21 protein-coding genes and 6 pseudogenes are annotated in these 21,434 nt (G+C 39.7%); 17 read left to right on the top strand and 10 right to left on the bottom strand.

Annotation, left to right across the window (positions count from 1 at the left end; genetic code table 11):
* The first annotated feature begins 41 nt into the window (after window positions 1–41).
* Entirely contained in the window at window positions 42–905 is an 864-nt protein-coding gene (locus EGS71_RS03125) for an alpha/beta hydrolase (protein ID WP_000130606.1), read from the top strand.
* Window positions 906–959: 54 nt separating this feature from the next.
* On the opposite strand, the pseudogene EGS71_RS22745 reads toward EGS71_RS03125, so the two are convergent.
* Window positions 960–1,100, bottom strand: a pseudogene (locus EGS71_RS22745) (TetR family transcriptional regulator); the annotation flags it as partial.
* An 86-nt stretch (window positions 1,101–1,186) separates the two neighbouring features.
* On the opposite strand from EGS71_RS22745, the gene EGS71_RS03135 reads away from it, so the two are divergent.
* The 5 genes and pseudogenes from EGS71_RS03135 to istB (EGS71_RS03155) all read left to right on the top strand — a co-directional run.
* Complete coding sequence (locus tag EGS71_RS03135) at window positions 1,187–1,570, top strand: transposase (RefSeq protein WP_001055589.1); 384 nt, start codon at window positions 1,187–1,189, stop codon at window positions 1,568–1,570.
* Complete coding sequence (gene tnpB / locus EGS71_RS03140) at window positions 1,567–1,902, top strand: IS66 family insertion sequence element accessory protein TnpB (RefSeq protein ID WP_000619347.1); 336 nt, start codon at window positions 1,567–1,569, stop codon at window positions 1,900–1,902. Before EGS71_RS03135 ends, tnpB (EGS71_RS03140) begins: the two co-directional genes overlap by 4 nt.
* A 74-nt stretch (window positions 1,903–1,976) precedes the next feature.
* Window positions 1,977–3,092 (top strand): annotated as a pseudogene (locus EGS71_RS03145) (IS66-like element ISAba25 family transposase); the annotation flags it as partial.
* A gap of 87 nt (window positions 3,093–3,179) precedes the next feature.
* Window positions 3,180–4,205: an IS21-like element ISEc57 family transposase gene (gene istA, locus EGS71_RS03150; RefSeq protein WP_002009888.1), complete on the top strand. Its 1,026-nt coding sequence runs from the start codon at window positions 3,180–3,182 to the stop codon at window positions 4,203–4,205.
* A pseudogene (istB, locus tag EGS71_RS03155) lies at window positions 4,205–4,462 on the top strand (IS21-like element ISEc57 family helper ATPase IstB); the annotation flags it as partial. The gene istA and the pseudogene istB (EGS71_RS03155), both read left to right, overlap by 1 nt.
* A 31-nt stretch (window positions 4,463–4,493) precedes the next feature.
* Here istB (EGS71_RS03155) and EGS71_RS03160 read toward each other — a convergent pair.
* The 3 genes from EGS71_RS03160 to EGS71_RS03170 form a co-directional block, all read right to left on the bottom strand.
* Entirely contained in the window at window positions 4,494–6,077 is a 1,584-nt protein-coding gene (locus EGS71_RS03160) for an IS66-like element ISAba25 family transposase (RefSeq protein WP_001094424.1), read from the bottom strand.
* A gap of 74 nt (window positions 6,078–6,151) precedes the next feature.
* Window positions 6,152–6,487 carry an IS66 family insertion sequence element accessory protein TnpB gene (gene tnpB, locus EGS71_RS03165; RefSeq protein ID WP_000619347.1) on the bottom strand — a complete coding sequence of 112 codons (336 nt, stop codon included), beginning with the start codon at window positions 6,485–6,487 and terminating at the stop codon, window positions 6,152–6,154.
* The gene (locus tag EGS71_RS03170) at window positions 6,484–6,867 is read right to left on the bottom strand and encodes a transposase (RefSeq protein WP_001055589.1); all 384 of its coding nucleotides are present in this window, start codon (window positions 6,865–6,867) and stop codon (window positions 6,484–6,486) included. The genes tnpB (EGS71_RS03165) and EGS71_RS03170 overlap by 4 nt, the downstream gene beginning before the upstream one ends.
* An 88-nt stretch (window positions 6,868–6,955) precedes the next feature.
* Here EGS71_RS03170 and istB (EGS71_RS03175) point away from each other — a divergent pair.
* Together istB (EGS71_RS03175) and EGS71_RS03185 are read left to right on the top strand one after the other, a co-directional pair.
* Window positions 6,956–7,477: pseudogene (istB, locus tag EGS71_RS03175) on the top strand (IS21-like element ISEc57 family helper ATPase IstB); the annotation flags it as partial.
* A gap of 71 nt (window positions 7,478–7,548) precedes the next feature.
* Window positions 7,549–8,022, top strand: a pseudogene (locus EGS71_RS03185) (IS66 family transposase); the annotation flags it as partial.
* Between the two features lie 33 nt (window positions 8,023–8,055).
* Here the strand turns inward: EGS71_RS03185 and EGS71_RS03190 are convergent.
* Window positions 8,056–8,469 (bottom strand): annotated as a pseudogene (locus EGS71_RS03190) (TetR/AcrR family transcriptional regulator); the annotation flags it as partial.
* A 669-nt stretch (window positions 8,470–9,138) separates the two neighbouring features.
* On the opposite strand from EGS71_RS03190, the gene EGS71_RS03200 reads away from it, so the two are divergent.
* From EGS71_RS03200 to EGS71_RS03225, 6 genes are all read left to right on the top strand, one after another.
* The gene (locus EGS71_RS03200) at window positions 9,139–9,438 is read left to right on the top strand and encodes a hypothetical protein (RefSeq protein ID WP_000759957.1); all 300 of its coding nucleotides are present in this window, start codon (window positions 9,139–9,141) and stop codon (window positions 9,436–9,438) included.
* Window positions 9,439–9,591: 153 nt separating this feature from the next.
* Window positions 9,592–10,020: a hypothetical protein gene (locus EGS71_RS03205; RefSeq protein WP_000760341.1), complete on the top strand. Its 429-nt coding sequence runs from the start codon at window positions 9,592–9,594 to the stop codon at window positions 10,018–10,020.
* A 120-nt stretch (window positions 10,021–10,140) separates the two neighbouring features.
* The gene (locus tag EGS71_RS03210; RefSeq protein ID WP_000113715.1) at window positions 10,141–10,710 is read left to right on the top strand and encodes a TetR/AcrR family transcriptional regulator; all 570 of its coding nucleotides are present in this window, start codon (window positions 10,141–10,143) and stop codon (window positions 10,708–10,710) included.
* Between the two features lie 138 nt (window positions 10,711–10,848).
* On the top strand, window positions 10,849–11,868 hold the full coding sequence (locus tag EGS71_RS03215) for an MBL fold metallo-hydrolase (RefSeq protein ID WP_000155969.1): 1,020 nt from the start codon (window positions 10,849–10,851) through the stop codon (window positions 11,866–11,868).
* A gap of 198 nt (window positions 11,869–12,066) precedes the next feature.
* On the top strand, window positions 12,067–12,615 hold the full coding sequence (locus EGS71_RS03220; RefSeq protein WP_000323478.1) for an RrF2 family transcriptional regulator: 549 nt from the start codon (window positions 12,067–12,069) through the stop codon (window positions 12,613–12,615).
* Between the two features lie 157 nt (window positions 12,616–12,772).
* A complete protein-coding gene (locus EGS71_RS03225) occupies window positions 12,773–13,978 on the top strand; it encodes an NAD(P)/FAD-dependent oxidoreductase (RefSeq protein ID WP_000044132.1) in 1,206 nt (401 codons plus the stop codon).
* A gap of 91 nt (window positions 13,979–14,069) precedes the next feature.
* Here the strand turns inward: EGS71_RS03225 and EGS71_RS03230 are convergent, their stop codons facing one another.
* A complete protein-coding gene (locus EGS71_RS03230) occupies window positions 14,070–14,762 on the bottom strand; it encodes a type 1 glutamine amidotransferase domain-containing protein (RefSeq protein ID WP_000044201.1) in 693 nt (230 codons plus the stop codon).
* A gap of 152 nt (window positions 14,763–14,914) precedes the next feature.
* On the opposite strand from EGS71_RS03230, the gene EGS71_RS03235 reads away from it, so the two are divergent.
* Window positions 14,915–15,331, top strand: a complete 417-nt coding sequence (locus tag EGS71_RS03235) for a MerR family transcriptional regulator (RefSeq protein WP_001026787.1) — start codon at window positions 14,915–14,917, stop codon at window positions 15,329–15,331.
* A 161-nt stretch (window positions 15,332–15,492) separates the two neighbouring features.
* Here EGS71_RS03235 and EGS71_RS03240 read toward each other — a convergent pair whose 3' ends face one another.
* The 4 genes from EGS71_RS03240 to EGS71_RS03255 all read right to left on the bottom strand — a co-directional run bounded on the left by EGS71_RS03240 (window position 15,493) and on the right by EGS71_RS03255 (window position 19,205).
* Window positions 15,493–16,068, bottom strand: coding sequence for a dihydrofolate reductase family protein (locus tag EGS71_RS03240; RefSeq protein WP_001228600.1), 576 nt, complete (start codon window positions 16,066–16,068; stop codon window positions 15,493–15,495).
* A gap of 193 nt (window positions 16,069–16,261) precedes the next feature.
* A complete protein-coding gene (locus EGS71_RS03245; protein WP_000185572.1) occupies window positions 16,262–17,329 on the bottom strand; it encodes a saccharopine dehydrogenase family protein in 1,068 nt (355 codons plus the stop codon).
* 15 nt (window positions 17,330–17,344) lie between these two features.
* The gene (locus EGS71_RS03250) at window positions 17,345–18,583 is read right to left on the bottom strand and encodes an NADH:flavin oxidoreductase/NADH oxidase family protein (RefSeq protein WP_000862286.1); all 1,239 of its coding nucleotides are present in this window, start codon (window positions 18,581–18,583) and stop codon (window positions 17,345–17,347) included.
* 199 nt (window positions 18,584–18,782) lie between these two features.
* On the bottom strand, window positions 18,783–19,205 hold the full coding sequence (locus EGS71_RS03255; RefSeq protein WP_000662198.1) for a MarR family winged helix-turn-helix transcriptional regulator: 423 nt from the start codon (window positions 19,203–19,205) through the stop codon (window positions 18,783–18,785).
* A 191-nt stretch (window positions 19,206–19,396) separates the two neighbouring features.
* Here EGS71_RS03255 and EGS71_RS03260 point away from each other — a divergent pair, with 191 nt between their 5' ends.
* Both EGS71_RS03260 and EGS71_RS03265 read left to right on the top strand, forming a co-directional pair.
* Window positions 19,397–20,407 carry an alpha/beta hydrolase gene (locus EGS71_RS03260; protein WP_000685012.1) on the top strand — a complete coding sequence of 337 codons (1,011 nt, stop codon included), beginning with the start codon at window positions 19,397–19,399 and terminating at the stop codon, window positions 20,405–20,407.
* Between the two features lie 199 nt (window positions 20,408–20,606).
* Complete coding sequence (locus EGS71_RS03265) at window positions 20,607–21,413, top strand: type 1 glutamine amidotransferase domain-containing protein (protein WP_000049440.1); 807 nt, start codon at window positions 20,607–20,609, stop codon at window positions 21,411–21,413.
* Window positions 21,414–21,434: the final 21 nt, after the last annotated feature.

A 21,434-nucleotide genomic window follows, 5' to 3' on the forward strand; every position in this document is an offset into this window, starting at 1 on the left:
ATTACTATCTTTTTATTAAATAAATTGTTATCGAGGCTTATATGACAGACCTATTCTTCTCAAATCTTCAAGAAAGAGAAATTCAATACAATGCAAGAAATTCAGTGGCTGATTTTGATGCTTGTATGAAGGAATATGCACGACTTGCGCAGAAATCCAAAGATGCCATTACAGGCTTATATAATCTACATTACGGCTTAGCTAGAAGAGAAACATTAGATATTTTTCCAGCAAAGAAACAGCCTTCACCAATTTTTATCTATATCCATGGAGGCTATTGGCGGGCACAAAGTAAAGATGATGCTTGCTCTATGGCTGAAAATTTTGTAGCACATGGAATAGCGGTGTCTACAATTGAATATAGCCTCTGTCCTCAAGCATCACTTTTTGAAATTGTGAGAGAAGTAAGAACATCGATTGCTTGGATTTACCATAATGCTAAAAATTATGGCATAGACCCTGAGCAAATATATATAGGCGGGAGTTCAGCTGGAGGACATTTGGTTGCAATGCTGTGGAATGATTGTTGGCAGGAAGAATTTAATTTGCCAAAAAATGTCATTAAGGGCGTTCTTGGGTTAAGTGGCCTTTATAATTTATTACCTCTGTGCGATACCAACATTAATGAATGGCTTAATCTCAGTCCAGAACAAGCAACCAACCTCAGCCCTTATGAAAATTTACCATTGCCAGAAAATGCTGCACCACTCATACTCAGTGTAGGAGAGCTAGAGACAGAAGGTTTCCAAAATCAAACCAATTTTTTCTACTCAATATGCAAAGAAAAAGGATTAAACGTTTCATTAATTAAAGATGAAGGACATAATCATTTTGATATTGTGAATACCCTTGCCGACAAAGATAGTCTGCTATTTAAAAAAATGTATGAAATAATCTCTGACTAAGTTTATAAGATTATGGCTCTTTCAATAGAGCCATCTATTTATAAATGTATTTGCTTATTTGTAAAAAAACCTCTCCACCACTTCATCCCTTTCATCCAAACAATTTGAGCTTAAAATCTGGAACATCAAGCCATCAATTAGGTTTAAAACCAAATTAGCATCGGGCTTTAATGCATGAGTTTCTAAACTAAAAATGTAAGCATCCGGCTAACACAGCCTTACCAAGCGGTCCTATAAGCCTTAATTTAGTTCCCACCTAAAAACAAGTGGGGACTTAATCCATGAACATGGATATATATTCAGCAACACCTCCTGTTGCTAAAAAACGCAGAACATACAGCAAAGAATTCAAACTCAGTATTGTCAATGCCTGTAAAAATCCTAATACCTCGATCGCTTCGGTCGCACTGCAACATAGTATTAATGCCAACCTTGTCAGTCGTTGGATCAGGATCTTCAGCCATCATGAGGGTGCCGTGCAGGATCCTACTCATGTGAATCCAGCATTTATTGCTTTGCCTTACACTGCTGCAATCAGCCAACCTATTGATGAGAGGATCACGTTGTGTATCACCGTGCCTCATACGAATAATGATATTCAGCTAAAATGGCAGACATCAGAAATACCTGCCTTGGCAGAATTACTCAAGGCACTGGCAACATGATCCGTATCAATGAAATTTGGCTCTCTACCCAGCCCATGGATATGCGAGCAGGAATGGATACTGTCATGGCTCAGGTGGTGAGAGCCTTTGGCTACATCAAACCGCATTGCGCCTACCTGTTCTGTAATAAACGTGGTCATCGTATGAAAGTGTTGGTACATGATGGACTGGGCATCTGGCTGTGTGCCCGGCGTTTGGAACAGGGTAAATTTCACTGGGCTCAAGTTCACCAAGGTGAAACCGTGGCCCTCAGCCCGGAACAGTTACAGGCATTAATCCAAGGTTTGCCCTGGCAGAGAATTGGATTGCAGCAAGTGGTGAATATGCTCTAAACCAAGCTCGACCATTCTGCCATCCTCCAAACGTTCTATTTCATTCTCTTCATGACCTCAGGCATACTGCGGTCATGAATACGCTGCCTGACTTAAGCCAACTGACCCATGAACAACTGCTGGAATTCACCAGACAGTTGGCGATGCAGCATCAGTCTCTAGCACAATCAAACCAACAATTGGATGCCAAAGTTCAACATCTTTCTATTCTCAATCAAAAATACGAGCATGAACTGGCGCTGTTTAAAAAGCACAAATTCGCCCAAAAGAATGAACACTTAACGGCAAAACAAATCCACCTATGGGATGAAGCGGTTGAAGAAGATATTGCTGCTGTTGATCTGGAATTAGAACGATTAAATGCAGATAAAACCGATGCAGCGACACAGAAAGCCAAAACCAATAAACCTAAACGTCGACCACTGCCAGATCATCTACACACCATCCGTATTGAGCATGAACCTGCATCAACCCAATGCACTTGTGGATGCCAACTCCGTCGTATCGGCGAAGATGTCAGTGAGAAACTGCATTTCAGACCGGCACAGTTCTATAAGGAACAGCATGTGCGTGGTAAATGGGTCTGTGATCAGTGTGACACTCTGACTCAGCAAGCGATGCCCGCCTATGTGATTGATAAAGGCATTGCTTCACCTGAATTGCTCAGCCATGTGCTGGTATCGAAGTATGCCGATCATTTGCCGCTGTACCGTCAACGTCTGATCTATCAGCGGGCGGGAATCGAACTTTCTAGATCAACTTTATCTGACTGGATAGGTCGCTGCGGTGTAGAACTGGAACCTCTGGCCAATGCCTTAAAAGAGGTGGTGCTGCAACAGCGGGTGCTGCATGCAGATGAAACACCGGTCACCATCATGCGGATGGGTGAGAATGAGAAAAAACCGAAGAAAGGTTATGTCTGGGCCTATGCCACCACACAGTACAATCCAGTTCAGGCGGTGATCTATGACTTTCAGGATAGTCGTTCAGGCCAGCATGCTGCAGAGTTCTTGAAAGGCTGGCAGGGCAATCTAGTCTGTGATGATTACAGTGGTTATAAAGCACGCTTTAAATCAGGCCAGGTCATAGAGGTCGGCTGCATGGCCCATGCACGTCGTAAATTCCATGAACTGCATGTGACCGGGAAAAGTCAGGTCGCTGAACAGGCATTGGTGCTGATTCAGAAACTGTGTTAGCGGCAATGTAAAAATGACCCCCAACAGCATTTGAAAATTGACCCCCTTGGTTAATATAGTGGTCTTTTTGGACTGCTCAACATGTTAACTTTGGAGCAAGCAGTGACAATCCAAATACTTCATCAACAAGGTCAATCTATTAAGGCAATTAGCCGCGAACTCGGTATTTCTAGAAATACTGTGCGTAAATATTTACGATCTCAAGTAACACCTAAATATCAACGAACACAATCTAAAGTGAGTATTCTTGAGCCTTATAAACCGTATTTAATCAAACGTGTAAATGCCGCCGATCCAGAATGGATACCGGCTGCAGTGTTGTATCAAGAAATCTTGCAAAAAGGCTACACGGGGAAAATTAGAACACTACAAAATTATCTCAATACATTAAAGCCAACTAAACAACCAGAGCCGATTAAGCGATTTGAGACTCAACCAGGTCAACAAATGCAGGTTGATTTCACAAAAATTCGACGTCATCACACCACATTAAAAGCATTTGTTGCAACTTTGGGATACTCTAGAGCAACCTTTGTTAAGTTTTATGATCATGAACGTTCTGATGCATGGATTGATGGCTTAGAAAGTGCTTTTCAGTTCTTTGGTGGTGTTCCTAAAGATGTATTATTTGATAATGCTAAGGCCATTATGATTGAACGTGATGCTTATCAAGATGGTCAACATCGCTGGAATGCTAAATTACTTGATTGTGCTAAGAAATATAACTTCCGACCACGTGTTTGTAAGCCATATCGTGCGCAAACAAAAGGTAAAGTAGAACGCTTTAATAGTTATTTGAAATCAAGTTTTATCGTGCCATTAAAAGCAAGTTTAAAGGTGGTTGACCTTAGCTTAGATGTTGATATGGCAAATGCCTATATTGGTCGATGGCTTAGTGAAACAGCAAATCAACGCATTCATGCAACAACTAAAGAAAAACCAAGTACTCGTTTGCTTGAAGAACAACAATATTTTTCTTCATTACCTTTATTTAATGATGGTTCTAAAAAATCTGTAATTGATGATGTTAGCCCATCATCACTCATACCTCATGAGAGTGTTCAACACCCCTTATCAATCTATGATGAATTACTGGAGGTTTCTTAATGAATTTACAGTATGAGCGTATTGAACAGCTTTGCCGTCAGCTTGGTCTACAAACAGTGGCATCACAATGGTCACATCATGCACAACAAACCTTAGCAAAGGATGGCAGTTATGCAGATTTCGTTGAAGCTATGCTATTACATGAATACACAGCCAAGCAGCAACGTAGTCAACAGATTCTTTTACAACTTTCAGGTCTTACTCAAATCAAAACGTTGGAGGCTTATGATTTTAATTATGCTTTAGGTGCTCCAAAGGTAAGCGTCCGCTGAATCCCATACCTATTTTTTAATTCGATTTAGGTTTCCAGCAGTGCGGCAGTAACTCTTCAATCTGGGTCACTTTATGTGTCGGTAACCTTTTCAGCACATCACTTAAATAGGCATACGGATCCAGCCCATTCAGCTTTGCTGACTGGATTAAAGTCATGATGTTTGCCGCTCGCTGACCACTGCGCAGCGAACCTGCAAACAGCCAGTTCTTGCGCCCCAACGCCCAGGGACGCATCTGATTCTCTACCCAATTGTTGCATATCGGTAGATTGCCATCATCCAGATAGCGGCTTAAGGCTGGCCAACGCTTCAGAGTGTAATTGATGGCCTTGGCGGTGGGAGAACTCGATGGCACTGTCAGATGATGTTGGTTGAGCCATTCATATAGTTGTTGCATCACTGGTTGACTATGCTGTTGTCGGTATTCGCGGCGGTCTTCCGCTGTACCATCGGTCTTTTTCCTGAGTTCTGCTTCTATCGCATACAGTTTCTGAATCAGCACCAATGCCTGTTCAGCGACCTGACTTTTCCCGGTCACATGCAGTTCATGGAATTTACGACGTGCATGGGCCATGCAGCCGACCTCTATGACCTGGCCTGATTTAAAGCGTGCTTTATAACCACTGTAATCATCACAGACTAGATTGCCCTGCCAGCCTTTCAAGAACTCTGCAGCATGCTGGCCTGAACGACTATCCTGAAAGTCATAGATCACCGCCTGAACTGGATTGTACTGTGTGGTGGCATAGGCCCAGACATAACCTTTCTTCGGTTTTTTCTCATTCTCACCCATCCGCATGATGGTGACCGGTGTTTCATCTGCATGCAGCACCCGCTGTTGCAGCACCACCTCTTTTAAGGCATTGGCCAGAGGTTCCAGTTCTACACCGCAGCGACCTATCCAGTCAGATAAAGTTGATCTAGAAAGTTCGATTCCCGCCCGCTGATAGATCAGACGTTGACGGTACAGCGGCAAATGATCGGCATACTTCGATACCAGCACATGGCTGAGCAATTCAGGTGAAGCAATGCCTTTATCAATCACATAGGCGGGCATCGCTTGCTGAGTCAGAGTGTCACACTGATCACAGACCCATTTACCACGCACATGCTGTTCCTTATAGAACTGTGCCGGTCTGAAATGCAGTTTCTCACTGACATCTTCGCCGATACGACGGAGTTGGCATCCACAAGTGCATTGGGTTGATGCAGGTTCATGCTCAATACGGATGGTGTGTAGATGATCTGGCAGTGGTCGACGTTTAGGTTTATTGGTTTTGGCTTTCTGTGTCGCTGCATCGGTTTTATCTGCATTTAATCGTTCTAATTCCAGATCAACAGCAGCAATATCTTCTTCAACCGCTTCATCCCATAGGTGGATTTGTTTTGCCGTTAAGTGTTCATTCTTTTGGGCGAATTTGTGCTTTTTAAACAGCGCCAGTTCATGCTCGTATTTTTGATTGAGAATAGAAAGATGTTGAACTTTGGCATCCAATTGTTGGTTTGATTGTGCTAGAGACTGATGCTGCATCGCCAACTGTCTGGTGAATTCCAGCAGTTGTTCATGGGTCAGTTGGCTTAAGTCAGGCAGCGTATTCATGACCGCAGTATGCCTGAGGTCATGAAGAGAATGAAATAGAACGTTTGGAGGATGGCAGAATGGTCGAGCTTGGTTTAGAGCATATTCACCACTTGCTGCAATCCAATTCTCTGCCAGGGCAAACCTTGGATTAATGCCTGTAACTGTTCCGGGCTGAGGGCCACGGTTTCACCTTGGTGAACTTGAGCCCAGTGAAATTTACCCTGTTCCAAACGCCGGGCACACAGCCAGATGCCCAGTCCATCATGTACCAACACTTTCATACGATGACCACGTTTATTACAGAACAGGTAGGCGCAATGCGGTTTGATGTAGCCAAAGGCTCTCACCACCTGAGCCATGACAGTATCCATTCCTGCTCGCATATCCATGGGCTGGGTAGAGAGCCAAATTTCATTGATACGGATCATGTTGCCAGTGCCTTGAGTAATTCTGCCAAGGCAGGTATTTCTGATGTCTGCCATTTTAGCTGAATATCATTATTCGTATGAGGCACGGTGATACACAACGTGATCCTCTCATCAATAGGTTGGCTGATTGCAGCAGTGTAAGGCAAAGCAATAAATGCTGGATTCACATGAGTAGGATCCTGCACGGCACCCTCATGATGGCTGAAGATCCTGATCCAACGACTGACAAGGTTGGCATTAATACTATGTTGCAGTGCGACCGAAGCGATCGAGGTATTAGGATTTTTACAGGCATTGACAATACTGAGTTTGAATTCTTTGCTGTATGTTCTGCGTTTTTTAGCAACAGGAGGTGTTGCTGAATATATATCCATGTTCATGGATTAAGTCCCCACTTGTTTTTAGGTGGGAACTAAATTAAGGCTTATAGGACCGCTTGGTAAGGCTGTGTTAGCCGGATGCTTACCTCCAAAGTCGCAGTTGCTTGAACTATTTAATTTAAGCTTTATTCCAAGAGCTGAAAATGTTGTATTTATTGGTGCAAGTGGTGTTGGGAAAACACATCTATCAATGGCTTTAGGCTATAAGGCAATTATGAATAATATTAAGACTAAGTTTATTACTGCAGCTGATTTAATGTTGCAACTTAGCCTAGCTTATCAACAAGGTAAATTAAAAAACTACATGCAACGTGTTGTACTTGCTCCAAAGTTATTGATTATCGATGAAATAGGATATTTACCATTTGGTCGTGAAGAAGCAAATTTATTTTTTAATGTTATTGCCAAGCGCTATGAAAAAGGCAGTACGATTTTGACCAGTAATTTACCATTTAGCCAGTGGTCTAAATCATTCGCAGATGATGTTACTTTGACAGCAGCAATGTTGGATCGTTTATTACATCATTGTCATGTTGTACAAATATCTGGGGAAAGTTATCGTCTAAAAGATAAAAAGAGAGTAGGAATTCAACCACAAATTGAGTCTTAATAAATCATCAAAGGGGTCAATTTTACTTTGCTGTTTTAAGGTAAAAGGGGTCAGTTTTAAATTGCCGTTGACAACTGTATGCGATAGAAGCAGAACTCAGGAAAAAGACCGATGGTACAGCGGAAGACCGCCGCGAATACCGACAACAGCATAGTCAACCAGTGATGCAACAACTATATGAATGGCTCAACCAACATCATCTGACAGTGCCATCGAGTTCTCCCACCGCCAAGGCCATCAATTACACTCTGAAGCGTTGGCCAGCCTTAAGCCGCTATCTGGATGATGGCAATCTACCGATATGCAACAATTGGGTAGAGAATCAGATGCGTCCCTGGGCGTTGGGGCGCAAGAACTGGCTGTTTGCAGGTTCGCTGCGCAGTGGTCAGCGAGCGGCAAACATCATGACTTTAATCCAGTCAGCAAAGCTGAATGGGCTGGATCCGTATGCCTATTTAAGTGATGTGCTGAAAAGGTTACCGACACATAAAGTGACCCAGATTGAAGAGTTACTGCCGCACTGCTGGAAACCTAAATCGAATTAAAAAATAGGTATGGGATTCAGCGGACGCTTACCTAAAAATGAGGTCAAAAATCTCATGAAGTAACCATTTCCTATACTCAACCGCCATACGATAAGCGCTCGCATACATATGTTTAATTTCGAAAAAGGCTTTAAGCAAAAGGTAATACAGGCTATTAAAGTTAACATGTAAGTTTATAATTTCTTTGAGTTTGTCTTTTGAAGTGCGGTAACGACTTGAGTAAATAATGGCAAGTACTTCTTCTTTCAGCAGACTTTTTTGAAAAGCGATGCACATTTCAATTAACCGTTCTTTTGAGTGAAAGTAGTTATAAAAAGTTGCTTTAGTTATTTTGGCTTCTTTAATAATAAGGTCTACGCCCGTCGTGTGAAAACCATAAGTAACAAATAGACGTATGGCAGTATGAATAACCTGTAATTTTTTGAAAGAAGTTTTTAAATTTTGCATAGTTTTACCGTTATAAATTCTTGTTGTTTCTAAAAGAGATTAAAAAGCCTGTGCCTTTTCTGGGAGAAAAAAAGGCACAGCAAAGCCGTAAAGACTGTGCTTGGCACATCTCAAGTTTTATTGTTGCTAAGTTTTTGGTCGTGACGATTTAAAGCCTGAAAAGCCTATAGGCAATCAAGCTTCTTTAAAGTGTTTTAAGTTGTGTCGAGATAGATTTTGACAGTGACTGCCAATAATTTATGAATGTGCATAGCCAACTCCTTCTTTTGGGAGTTCTGCCGAAACATTATAAATTATGGTGGCAGAACGGAAGCAGGTTGACGGACTGGGTAAGACTCCAGCACACCCGAAGGTGTCCCACTCCCGTCCTACCGCTACGGGAGGGAACGGGGTGCGCACACATATAAGTATTCCTCAGAAGGAATAACTCTGATGTGGTCTTACTACTCGGTCCGTCAAAACCGACTGGCAATGTAGGCCAGCCCGCAAATGGTAATCTTCAATATTTGAGCTGTCAATGTAAAATTGGCTAGAAATTATTTAATTAATTATTGTTTTTCATTTAATTACATAATTAAGGAAAAATTTAAGTATAAGTCATGCTAATTTATGAACTTTTATTTATCAGTAAACAAAAGTATTTAACCCACTACTGTTAACGACATTCCAATGAAAAAATATATTTTGTTTATCTATGTCATTTTATCTGTACTAGCCCTACCAGCTTGTACTAAAAATACATTATATTTTACACCTGAAGTGACTGGTTATATTTATGATAGTAAAACTCATAAGCCATTAAGTAATCAAAGTGGAGATATGGGGTTTAATGGTCGAACTGATAGTGATAATGCTAAAGTTAATTTGAAGTCAGATGGTAATTTTACCATTCCTGCAGTTACAGCAACGTATTACTTTATAAAACCTGATGTAAAGCAATACACCAACTTCCCTCCAGAAATTTTTTAAGTTTTAAGAATTATCAACCTAAAATTATTGACTATTCAGAAGCATATAATCAACAAGTTTCAGAAGATATGTCTAGTTTTAGTCATTATAAAAAAATTGATTTAGGTAAAATTTATTTAGATCATGAGTAAGCATATTTTAGGGATTTAAAAAATGAAAAAATATTTAATATTCTTTTTTCTTATACTCTCGTGTTCAATTGCTTCGGGCTGTACAAAAAAAATATTATATTTAACTCCTGAAGCAACTGGATATCTTTATGACAGTAAAACTAAAGAGCCTCTACACAATGTAAATGGATATATTGGTTTCTATTTACCTGATGAGAAATCAACAACAATAAAAGTAAATAACGATGGTAGTTTTACTATTAAACCACTAATAAAAGAATACTTTTTCATTGAACCTAGTTTGGAGGATTATAAAAACCTCCCACCATTAATTTATATTAGCTTTAAAAATTATCAAAATAAAACATTAGATTACTCAGAAAAGTTTAATGAACAAGTTCCAGAAGAAAAAGCTAATTTTGAACATTATAAAAAAATTGATCTAGGTAAAGTTTACTTAGATCCTGAGTAAAAGTTTTACTCAGTCATATAACTCAATCCTAAAAGCCCTTCTTTAAGAGCTTTTTATTTAGCTTGCATTATTTCCATTTTTATTTATGATTGAGTAATCACTCAATTATTTTATTTGTATATGGCTCGTCCTCGTAGTGAAGATAAACGTAATGCAATTTTAAGCGCTGCTATCGAAACATTGGCAGAGCTTGGCGAGCGTGCGTCTACCTCAAAAATTGCCAAAGTTGCTGGCGTAGCAGAAGGTACTTTATTTACCTATTTTAGTAATAAAGAAGAACTGCTTAACCAATTATATCTTTCACTAAAGGCTGAACTACGTCAGGTGATGATGCTTAGTTACCCCACTAACGCTGACCTGCAAACACAAATGTCGCACATTTGGCAAAGCTATTTGGACTGGAGTTTAGAAGCTCCCCTTAAACGTAAAGTGATGGCGCAGCTTTCAACATCGGAACAAATTACTGAGCAAAGTAAACAAATTGGTATGCAAACCTTTTGTGACCTCACCCAAAACATTCAAGAATGTATTAACGATGGCAAATTAAGAGATTACCCGCCGTTATTTATTGCTTCAATTTTAGGTGCGCTTGCCGAAGTTACCCTCAATTTTATTGCCCAAGACCCTTCTCAAGCCGAGCGTTACCGCAAATCTGGTTTTGAAGCATTTTGGCATGCAGTTTCAATATAGATTAAAGTAAGGATGCACGGCGTCCTTATTTTTAAATCAATTAATGAGTGAGTAAATACTCATTTAAATGAATCGAAATAAGCACTTAATTCAAGTTCTTATTTGCACATTAGGTTTGTTCCAATAAGGAAAAATAAGATGACTATTTCAAATACAACAGACTTATCTTCTCCCCTAATGCCATCTCAACAACACAATGGCAAATTTAGAAATACACGTCCAAACCAACACCAGCCTTCTTTTGGCAAAACGCTTCAACTCATGTGGAAGTTTCTATTTAACAAACCTAAAGACACTGTTCCAAACACCGCAATTCCTGTTTTAAGTTTGTCAAAAGAACAATTATTAAGTGCGCCTGACCGCTCTCTATTTCGTTTGGGCCACTCAACCATTTTGTTAAAACTGCAAAATGAGTTTTGGTTAACCGACCCTGTTTTTTCGGAGCGTGCCTCACCTTTTCAATGGATTGGTCCAAAACGTTTTCACCAACCACCGATTAGTATTGCAAACTTACCACCCATTAAAGGCGTGATTTTGTCGCATAACCACTACGACCATCTAGACTACCATGCGGTCATGGAGCTTAACGATAAAGTTGAGCATTTCTTAACACCACTTGGTGTAGGCGACACCCTTATTAAATGGGGAATTCCAGCAGAAAAGGTTCAGCAGCTCGACTGGTGGGATACCACACATGTAGATGGACTCGAACTGGTGGCTACCCCTGCCCATCATTTTTCAGGCCGTGGAATGGGTGATAGCAATGCGTCGCTTTGGGCGTCGTGGGTGATTATTGATAACGACTTACGTGTATTTTTTAGCGGTGATACGGGATATTTTGACGGTTTTAAAGAGATTGGACATCGTTACGGTCCTTTCGATCTGACCATGTTAGAAACTGGTGCTTACGACCCCGAATGGCCCGATGTTCATATGCAACCAGAGCAAACTTTACAAGCACATCTCGATTTAAAAGGACGTCATTTGTTGCCTATCCATAACGGTACTTTCGACTTGGCGCTTCATGCTTGGGACGATCCTTTTGAACGTATCGTCGCTTTGGCTCAACAAAATAATTTAGCGATTAGCACACCGCAAATGGGTGAATTATTGAACTTAGAGGAACCAAATATTGAAAATTATTGGTGGCGTTCGTAAGTTTTCCGATAATTTTTTAAATTATTTATCCTATTAAATTTCAATTTAAAGGTATTTAAATTCAGTTATATACCCTACACATCTAACCTTAATACCACTTTCAAACAAAACTAGGACTAACTTTGTCTTAGTTTTATTGTTGACTTAAAACACAGACTACATTAGTCTGTGTTTATAGTTGATCAATTATGAAATTAAATGGCTTATATCACTAGTAGCGTCGAGTATGCGTTTCACTGTCTTCTTTTTCTTGTGAACAATGAAGATAAACCTTTGAGTAGTAAGGATCTTGCCGAATTACAAGGAGTCTCTCCGAGTTTTATGGCTAAGATTTTTCCTAAACTTGAAAAGGCAGGCCTTGTGGTCGCACAAGAAGGTGTTCGCGGCGGCTATTTACTGGCTCGATCTGCCCACGAAATAAGTTTTTTAGATATCGTGAATGCAATCGAAGGTGAAAAACCGCTTTTTGAGTGCCAAGAAGTGCGTGGTAAATGTGCAGTCTTTAACAATGTCCCGCCAGATTGGGCAACCAGTGGTGTGTGTGCCGTACATGCTGTCATGCTACAGGCCGAAAAAGCTATGCGAGACGCTTTAGGTGCTCATACACTTGGCGATATTGCAGACCGTTTTGGCCGTTATGCCCCCGACGTATTTTTTAGTGATGTAAATGGTTGGATCAATGAACGCATTGAAGGAAGAACAGCAAAAATGCGGAAAAGTAAAATATCGCGGGATACTCCCGACTAATGAGCTAATAACCCTCAAATACTAAAGTAAAACATCCCTAATCCGTTTTAAACGCCTTCTCAGATTTTTTCGGACAATCAGAGAATGGATTCGCTCACCCTAAATTTTATGATGAGCTGGAATGTGTTGTCCGAAAATCTATCAAAAGGATAATCCAATGAGTAAGCGTATTATTATTGCTGGTTCTGGCTTTGCAGGTTTATGGGCTGCACTCGCTGCACAAAGAGCAATTCATTTAGCATCACAAGAACAAAATATTGAAGTACTAATGGTTTCCCCTAGTCCAAATGTCGGGATTCGTCCTCGTCTTTATGAGGCCGTGCTTAAAAACATGAACCCTGATATTTCAGAGTTATTAAGTGTGGTGGGAGTTAAATTTCTGGCAGGTTGGGTAAATAAAATTGACTCAAACCAACAGACTATCGAAGTTGCAACCACCGATGGTAACAAACAAAATTTAAGCTATGACCGTTTTGTTCTGGCAACCGGAAGTACGACTTTTATGCCACCTATACCAGGTCTAAAAGAATATGGATTTAGCGTAAATACATTAGAAGATGCTGAAAAACTAGATCATCATCTTAAAAACTTAGCCACTAAACCTGCAAATGCAGCTCGTAATACTGTAGTCGTTGCTGGTGGTGGTCTTACTGGGTTAGAAACCGTGACCGAAATGCCTGAACGGTTGCGTAGCATTTTAGGTGAAACTGATGTCCGTGTGGTTTTGGTTGACTCCTCAACAGAAATTGGTGCAGCAATGGGCGACCAAGCTGCTAGTGTTATTCGAGAAGCCCTTAACGAACTCGGTGTTGAAGGTAAAGCTGGGCTAAGAGTTACTGCGCTAGATGCCACTGGCGTAACGCTTTCTAACGGCGAAAAAATTGAAACAGAGACCGTGATTTGGACTGCCGGTATGCGAGCCAACCCACTCACCTCTCAAATTGCTGGTGAAAAAGATAATTTAGGTCGTTTGATTGGGGATACTTATTTACATGCACCTGAAGCAAAAAACATTTTTGTGACTGGCGATACTGTAAAAGTTCCAACCGATGATTTAGGCAATTTTAATGTGATGTCGTGTCAGCATGCTATGAGCTTAGGCCGTGTGGCGGGTTATAACGCTGCGGCAGAATTGGTTGATTTACCACTTCATCCATACAGCCAACCAAAGTATGTCACTTGTGTTGACTTAGGTCCTTGGGGCGCACTTTATACTGAAGGTTGGGATCGACAAGTTCAATTTGTGCGTGAAGAAGCGAAAAAAATTAAACAGGAAATTAATACTGTTTGGATTTATCCACCAGTTGCACACCGTGAAGCAGTTTTTGCAATAGCAAACCCTGATTTTGTGATTGTTCCTTAAGCTTAATTTTTTACACCAATCCATTTATTTAAAACCCTAAAAGCAAGCCCATCGCTGTTTTGCTTTTAGGGTTTATATTTGAATCATTAAATTATGACTTTTCTAGCTCTTCTATTATCGCTAAAGCTGTCTTTTTAGCTGAAAACGGGTTTTGCCCCGTAATTAACTTACCGTCTTGAACGACATATGGTGCAAAAGGAATAAAAGCCTTTTCATAACGAGCACCATATTCTTTCGCTAACTCTTCGGCATTATATGGCACTTTTTTTGCCACCCCTGCCAAAACCTCTTCACTCCATGCAAAGCCTGTTAACTTTTTACCTTTTATAAGTCTTTCACCATTTGAAAGTCTGACATTGAGTAAACCGCAATAACCATGACATACACTTGAAACAATGCCGCCCTTTTCATAAATATTTTTGGTGATTTCTTGCAGTTCAGGGTTATCTAAAAAATCCCACATCACACCGTGACCACCCGTATAGTAGATCACATCATAATCTTCCCAATTAATATCGGAAGGCTTAAAAGTATTTGCCAGCAGCGTAATAAAAGCTTGATCTTTTTCTCGGTCTTTAACAGATTTATCTGCCACTAAAGGCACAAGCGATTTTGGTTCAATTGGAGTTTTTCCACCATTTGGACTCACAATATCTTGTATATAGCCTTGCTTTTCAAACTCATCATAAGCATGGGTGAGCTCACCTAACCACAGTCCTGTTTGTTGATCTACATCCTTATAGCGCGAAACATTGGTCACGATGTGTAATATACGTTTAGACATTTTCTCACCTCATTCTTCTTTATAGTTCTATCTTTTATCAATCAAAGCATAGAAAGTTGTTACTGAAAACGTGTGCTTGGTAAAGTTATGAACCTTGCTTTTATGTTACTATAAGTCTAAAGTTAGCTTGAATGTCAAGAGAGTATGTGGCTATGAATATTAGCGAGTTATCAAAACTAAGTGGTTTAAGTACCCCTACAATTCGTTATTACGAGCAAATTAAACTCTTACCCAAAGCCAAAAGGAAATCGAATGGCTATCGTGAATATACCGATAACGATTTGAAACAACTTTCTTTAATTCAGCAAGCTCAGCAAGTCGGGTTTTCTTTAGCAGAAATTAAAGCATTTTTGCCCTCGAAAGTTGCTGTTTGGGACCATGATGCTCTTATTCGAACGATTGAAACCAAAATTCAGGAAATAGAGCTTTTAGAACAAAAGCTAAAAATCAGTAAGCAAAACTTACATACCATGATTGATGCAATCAACAACAAACCTGATGAAATTACATGTGAGCAAAATGCAGAACGTCTTATGAATCTGTATTTTGACAAGGTAAAAACACCCTAGTTTTTAAGTTCAAAACGAGTTAAGGCTTCTCACATTGAAACTACAACGCGTATTGTTATCAACCAAGTAATTCAAGCGATTAAGTAGCATTTCATAAATTTAAAAAACGAATTACAGAATTAATCAGTAATTCGTTTTTTATATACATGTTATAGAAAAAATCAGCTTATCTTTTGATAGTGAAGACCGATAGCTCCAGAAGCAAACGTTTTATTTTCAATGAGTTTAAGACCGATCTTTTGCTCAATACCTTGAAATAGTGGCAAGCCACTACCAAGCAGCACGGGCGAAACTGTAATTTTATATTCATCAATTAAACCAAGTTGCATCAGATAGTGCGCGAACCGTGGACTACCCAAAATCACCATATCCTTACCCGGTTGCTGTTTGAGTTTATTAATTTCTTCTTCAACATGGTCTTTTACAAGTCTGGAATTATTCCATTCAACTGTATCTAATGTGGTTGAAAAAACGATTTTCTCTGTCTTTTCAATCCATTCTGCATGATTTCGTTCATGCTCTGAAGCTTCTGGGTTTGAAAGCATAGTTGGCCAATAATTATGCATCATCTGGTATGTCGCACGTCCCCAAATTACCGTATCAGCAGAGCTCAAGATTTCATTTGCATGATTTGCCAAATCGGCATCGTAAGCAATCCATCCTATATCCATTGCCCCATTTGGCCCTTCAACAAAACTGTCAAGCGATGCATGTAGAAATAGTATGAGTTTTCTCATTCTTCTCATTCCTTTGTTATAAAAAATTTATCGTTTTTAGTATATTCAATTTATATGATTTCTTATGGAGTATTTTGTTTTCTGTTTTTCTTATACTTATGCACTGTATTCTTTTGAAATATTTATAAATTCCCCGAACAAGAATGACTCCTTATTCGGGCTATCTATAAACGTCCTTTTAATAAAGGCTTTATTAAATAATAACCAGCGGCCCTGAACCCGGCAGCTCGGTCACTAGCTTATAACCCATCAGTTTTGCAGGCGTATATGTACCGCCCTTAACGGTGTTTTTGAGTAAATAATTCACCACAGTCAGTGAGCCATTTACGGTAAGGCTATAAGCGTTTTCCGTTTGGATGCGAGCAGTTTTGATTTCCCCACGTGAATTTCTTGCTTCTCCCCAAACATAGGTGGGTACTTTCGCGCGGAGTTCCTCATTTGGTCCAACAATCGTTTTTTCAATACGTGATTTAATAAACTTTTGCACGGCATTGAGTTTTAATACAGGGCGGAAGCAGTTCATCATTTTCGCACCAAAAATCATTTTGGGAGACGCAGGAACAAATACTTCAATGTTTGGAATACCCGTTGTATAAAACGCTGTAGATACATCTCCCCACGGAACGCTCATAGCACTTTTTTTACCATCACCGAAATCGATAGTACGGACATAATGTGCTAATGGAACAGTGGTAATTTTTCCGTCTTTACGAATTTTGCCGCCTTCGGCCATACCTTCTGTACTTGTTTTTGCCGTACCCGGTGAAAGTCCTGTTTTTGAATCAAAACCAAGCGCCAAATGGGTCGCATCTGGCAGAGCTTCTTTGAGCGCAGCGGCAACGCAATCTGTCGGAATCACATCAAAGCCAACACCTGGACAAAGCACAACATCGGCTTTTTCGGCTTGGCTGTTAAGTGACTGTGCCAACTCAAATACTGAGATTTCGCCCGTAATATCTAGATAGTGAGCACCTGCCTTTATACAAGCTTCCATCATGGGTTTCGATGTCGCGGAAAATGGCCCTGCACAGTGCATGACCAGTTTAAAGCCTTGGAGTTGTTCACTTACCGCATCCACGTTATCGAGCCCAAAAGCCTTATAACCAAGCCCCAACTCTTGAGCAAGTGCTTCAACCTTAGCTTTGTTACGACCAGCCAAAGTTGGTTTTAGACCTTGGCGTACAGCTTCACGAGCGATTAACTCGCCCGTGTAGCCATTTGCTCCATAAATTATCCAGTTTGAATCGATCGTATTTGTCATAACACAACTCACTTATTAAGAAGCAAATGAATAGTCACGCATGCCTTTTTTGTATTGGCGAGTACGGCATGACATAGCTGATTGTTGCAAAATTAAAGCCCAAGCTGGTGAAACATTTGGTTTTGTTTTTTTACCTGCGCTTAAATTACGTAACTGGAATTTGACCACAGCCATATTGGCAAGTGAAGCAAGTGTTTTGTTCTTCCAAGTAATTGGTTTTAACTCAGGAGTAAGATTCTGGCCTTGTTTCCAAGCATTTGGCAAATTAGGTTCAATTGCTAGAGCTGTGGCAATACCGACCATATCTACACCACTTTCAATCACTTTCTCTGCCACTTGTTTACGGCGTATCCCACCTGTCACCATAACAGGCATTTTGGCAACTTTACGAATCTCTTGCGCAAATTCTAAAAAGTAAGCTTCACGAGCAAGTGTACGGCCATCACGTGCTTGACCTTGCATTGCAGGTGCTTCATAGCTACCGCCTGAAAGTTCAACCAAATCGACTGCATGCTCATTTAACATTTTAACCACTTGTTGAGCATCTTCAGCGCTAAACCCACCACGTTGGAAATCGGCTGAGTTCAGTTTTACTGCAACAGTAAACTGAGGCGAAACCACTTTACGAACAGCTTCAACAATCTCAATTAAAATGCGAGCGCGGTTTTCTAAAGAACCACCCCATTGATCTTGGCGTTTATTACTCAGTGGAGAAAGAAACTGACTTAATAAATAACCATGTGCTGCATGAATTTCCACACCGGTAAACCCTGCTTTTTCACCTAAACGCGCCGTGTTTGCAAAACGCTGAATCACTTCTGCAATCATAGATTCAGTCATTTCGATTGGCGTGTTGAAGCGATTTGACATTTTGCCAAGATCAAGTGAAATAGCGGATGGTGCCCACGTCTGCTGACCAAGATTGGCTTGCATTTGGCGACCCGGATGGTTAATTTGAAGCCACATCTGAGCACCTTTTGAGCGCCCAATTTGTGCCCATTTTTTAAAAGTATCTAGATGCTTTTCATCTTCAAGCACTACGCCGCCTGGTCCAGTCATTGCTCGGCGGTCTACCATTACATTTCCGGTAATGATTAGACCTACGCCACCATTTGCCCAAGCCTGATATAAACGCATTAATTCTTCTGATGGTGCATGGTTTAAATCAGCCATGTTTTCTTCCATTGCTGCTTTAGCAATACGGTTAGGAACATATGAGCCATTTGGGAATACTAATTTTTCGAACACTTTCATTGGAATGACCTCATTCAGTATGGCTTTACTTTAAGATTAAAGCCAACTTTAATGTCAATACCTTTTATTATTCCCCTATTTAAAGAGTTGTATTCATTAATTTTTTATGTAAAAAAGAGGCCTTAAAATGCCTCTTTTTTTTAAAGTTTAAAGCTTCAAATTATTTGCAGATAAAAATTATTTTCAGTTAAAGAAAACTTTATAAATCTTCCAATAATTTCAAAGAAAGCTTTCTCAGCATAGTCAGCTCCTCATCATTCATATGCATTGAACATCGCAATTGATTGGGTAGATCAATCACTTTTTCTTTTATCTCTAAAGCTTTGTCCGTCAATATTACTTTTTTTACCCGCTCATCTTCTTTGATTGATACCCTCTTCAAAAACTCTTTTGCTTCAAGTTTTTGAACCAACGGCGTTAAGGTGCCTGAGTCAAATAAGGTCTTTTCACTGAGTTCTTTTAGGGAAATATCATCTTCTTCGTAAAGAGCTAAAAGAACGATGAACTGAGGGTAAGTTAAATCGAAATCTTTAAGTAATGGACGATACTGACGTGTAAGTGCATTCGCTACTGAATAAAGCGAAAAACAGAGTTGATCACCTAATATCTTGTTTTCTTTCATATTTAAACCAAAAAATAAAATTATCTAAAAATTATTATAAATAATTCTTGACCATAAGTATCTTGCGTGCAAGTATTATATACACAAGATACTTATTGAACTGAGCTTTCGATAGAACCAGCTTGATCTTGGACGAAAAGCCTTGGCTCAAAGTTGTATTTCAAATTTTTAACTTAAAGTGAGTTTTCACCATGAAAATCGCAACAGCTTTATTAACATCTGCTCTTTTCACTACAGCTGTTTCAGCTGAAGCTATCAATACTCCTACTCCGACTGTGGGTGTACAAGCATTCCTAGACGTACTCAATTCGGGTAACGGTAAACCAATGGAATTGATGACACCAACCGAAGCTCGTCAAGTTTTAATAGATGCACAAAAAGGAGCAAAACTACCACCAGCACAAGTTTCAGATAAAACTATTCAAATAAATGGTCAAAGCATTCAGCTAAAAATTGTTAAACCAGAAAATGCTAAAAGCGTTCTTCCTGTATTCATGTTCTTCCATGGTGGCGGTTGGGTGTTAGGTGACTTTGCTACCCATGAACGCTTAATTCGTGATTTAGTTCGTGAGTCTGGTGCAGCGGCTGTATACGTGAACTATACGCCTTCCCCAGAAGCTCATTTCCCTGTAGCAATTAATCAGTCATATGAAGCAACCAAATGGGTCGCTAAACATGGTAAAGAAATTGGTGTTGATGGTAGCCGTCTAGCTTTAGTAGGTAATAGCGTTGGCGGCAACATGGTGGCTGCTGTTGCTCTTCAGATTAAACAATCTGGCGGTCCAAAAGTGCGTTACAACGTAATGTTATGGCCTGTTACCAATGCTGGTTTCGACAATGCTTCTTACAATCAGTATAAAAAAGGATACTTCTTGACTAAGAACATGATGAAATGGTTCTGGGACAACTACACAACCAATGCCAATGATCGCAACAATATTTTGGCATCACCACTTCGTGCTACAAGCGAACAGTTAAAAGACTTCCCACCAACATTAATTCAAACAGCTGAATTAGATGTATTGCGTGATGAAGGTGAAGCTTTTGGCCGTAACTTAGATAAAGCGGGTGTACCAGTGACTGTAACTCGTTATAACGGTTTGATTCATGACTATGGTCTGTTAAATCCGTTAAGCAACGAACCATCTGTGAAAACTGCGTTATCACAAGCTGGATCTGAACTTCAAAAGCATTTGAAATAATGATTTAGTGCGGTGCTAATTAATGTAAATCTTATAAAGAAAGCATGTCATCATGCTTTCTTTATAATTTACCTGAATCATTAACTTCCTAATCTCTGACTAATCATTTTTCCATTCATCGGTCATTTTTTAAAAAAGCTTGACCTTACACCTAACTTTAATCTTAGCATTCCTAATAGGTAAATATGAGGAGCCTAACGTGTCTAAAGTTTGGAGTTTTCAGCGTTGGTTGATTGCCTTTTTTATGGCTTTTTTATTAGTAAGCTATGCAAATGCATCTGACCAAGTACAAAATCAAGAAACGGCTAAAAGCAAAGGTAAAATTTTAGTCGTTATGACCAATCATTCAGCCTATCCGACTCGTTCAGATAAAACTGGCTTATGGCTTACTGAATTAACTCATTTTTATGATGTCGCTAAAGTTGCTGGCTATGACATGGATTTTGTCAGTCCTCAAGGTGGAGTTGTACCAATTGATGAACGTAGTATGAAGCCTATTTATGTTGATAAATCAGCTCGAAAACTTTTAGCAGATCGTCAGTTTATGTATCGCTTAAACCACACTTTGGCACCAAGCAGTATCGATCCAACACACTATAAAGCAATTTATTATACGGGTGGACATGGAACAATGTGGGATTTCCCGGATAATAAGGAACTAAAAAATATTAGTGAAACTATTTACCGCCAAGGTGGTATCGTTTCAGCGGTTTGTCATGGTGTGGGAGGCTTATTACCGTTGGTAGGTGAAGATGGTAAACCACTCATTTCAGGTAGAACTGTTACTGGGTTCGCGAATAAAGAAGAAACTTTATCTGGAATAAAATCTCAAGTTCCTTTTTCCTTACAAAATAGCTTAATTAACCACGGCGCTAAATATAAGCAAGGCTTTCTTCCATTTACTTCATATGTCGTATCGGATGACAGAATCATTACTGGACAAAACCCTCAATCTAGTAAAGAAATTGCCGAAGCTGTTGTTAAACGCTTAAGTACTCTTAAGTAATTATTGAAATAGTTTGAAAAA

The organism is Acinetobacter sp. FDAARGOS_559 (assembly GCF_003940475.1).
In the GTDB taxonomy this organism is placed as follows: Bacteria; Pseudomonadota; Gammaproteobacteria; order Pseudomonadales; family Moraxellaceae; genus Acinetobacter; species Acinetobacter baumannii.

Bases quoted from the DNA above. Each gene is read 5' to 3' on its own strand.
- EGS71_RS03220 (WP_000323478.1), top strand. From the start codon at position 12,067: ATGGCTTATATCACTAGTAGCGTCGAGTATGCGTTTCACTGTCTTCTT.
- tnpB (WP_000619347.1), bottom strand. From the start codon at position 6,487: ATGATCCGTATCAATGAAATTTGGCTCTCTACCCAGCCCATGGATATG.
- EGS71_RS03225 (WP_000044132.1), top strand. From the start codon at position 12,773: ATGAGTAAGCGTATTATTATTGCTGGTTCTGGCTTTGCAGGTTTATGG.
- EGS71_RS03245 (WP_000185572.1), bottom strand. From the start codon at position 17,329: ATGACAAATACGATCGATTCAAACTGGATAATTTATGGAGCAAATGGC.
- EGS71_RS03135 (WP_001055589.1), top strand. From the start codon at position 1,187: ATGAACATGGATATATATTCAGCAACACCTCCTGTTGCTAAAAAACGC.
- EGS71_RS03230 (WP_000044201.1), bottom strand. From the start codon at position 14,762: ATGTCTAAACGTATATTACACATCGTGACCAATGTTTCGCGCTATAAG.
- tnpB (WP_000619347.1), top strand. From the start codon at position 1,567: ATGATCCGTATCAATGAAATTTGGCTCTCTACCCAGCCCATGGATATG.
- EGS71_RS03170 (WP_001055589.1), bottom strand. From the start codon at position 6,867: ATGAACATGGATATATATTCAGCAACACCTCCTGTTGCTAAAAAACGC.
- EGS71_RS03260 (WP_000685012.1), top strand. From the start codon at position 19,397: ATGAAAATCGCAACAGCTTTATTAACATCTGCTCTTTTCACTACAGCT.
- EGS71_RS03215 (WP_000155969.1), top strand. From the start codon at position 10,849: ATGACTATTTCAAATACAACAGACTTATCTTCTCCCCTAATGCCATCT.
- EGS71_RS03200 (WP_000759957.1), top strand. From the start codon at position 9,139: ATGAAAAAATATATTTTGTTTATCTATGTCATTTTATCTGTACTAGCC.
- EGS71_RS03250 (WP_000862286.1), bottom strand. From the start codon at position 18,583: ATGAAAGTGTTCGAAAAATTAGTATTCCCAAATGGCTCATATGTTCCT.
- EGS71_RS03235 (WP_001026787.1), top strand. From the start codon at position 14,915: ATGAATATTAGCGAGTTATCAAAACTAAGTGGTTTAAGTACCCCTACA.
- EGS71_RS03210 (WP_000113715.1), top strand. From the start codon at position 10,141: ATGGCTCGTCCTCGTAGTGAAGATAAACGTAATGCAATTTTAAGCGCT.
- EGS71_RS03205 (WP_000760341.1), top strand. From the start codon at position 9,592: ATGAAAAAATATTTAATATTCTTTTTTCTTATACTCTCGTGTTCAATT.
- EGS71_RS03125 (WP_000130606.1), top strand. From the start codon at position 42: ATGACAGACCTATTCTTCTCAAATCTTCAAGAAAGAGAAATTCAATAC.
- EGS71_RS03240 (WP_001228600.1), bottom strand. From the start codon at position 16,068: ATGAGAAAACTCATACTATTTCTACATGCATCGCTTGACAGTTTTGTT.
- EGS71_RS03255 (WP_000662198.1), bottom strand. From the start codon at position 19,205: ATGAAAGAAAACAAGATATTAGGTGATCAACTCTGTTTTTCGCTTTAT.
- istA (WP_002009888.1), top strand. From the start codon at position 3,180: ATGTTAACTTTGGAGCAAGCAGTGACAATCCAAATACTTCATCAACAA.
- EGS71_RS03160 (WP_001094424.1), bottom strand. From the start codon at position 6,077: ATGAATACGCTGCCTGACTTAAGCCAACTGACCCATGAACAACTGCTG.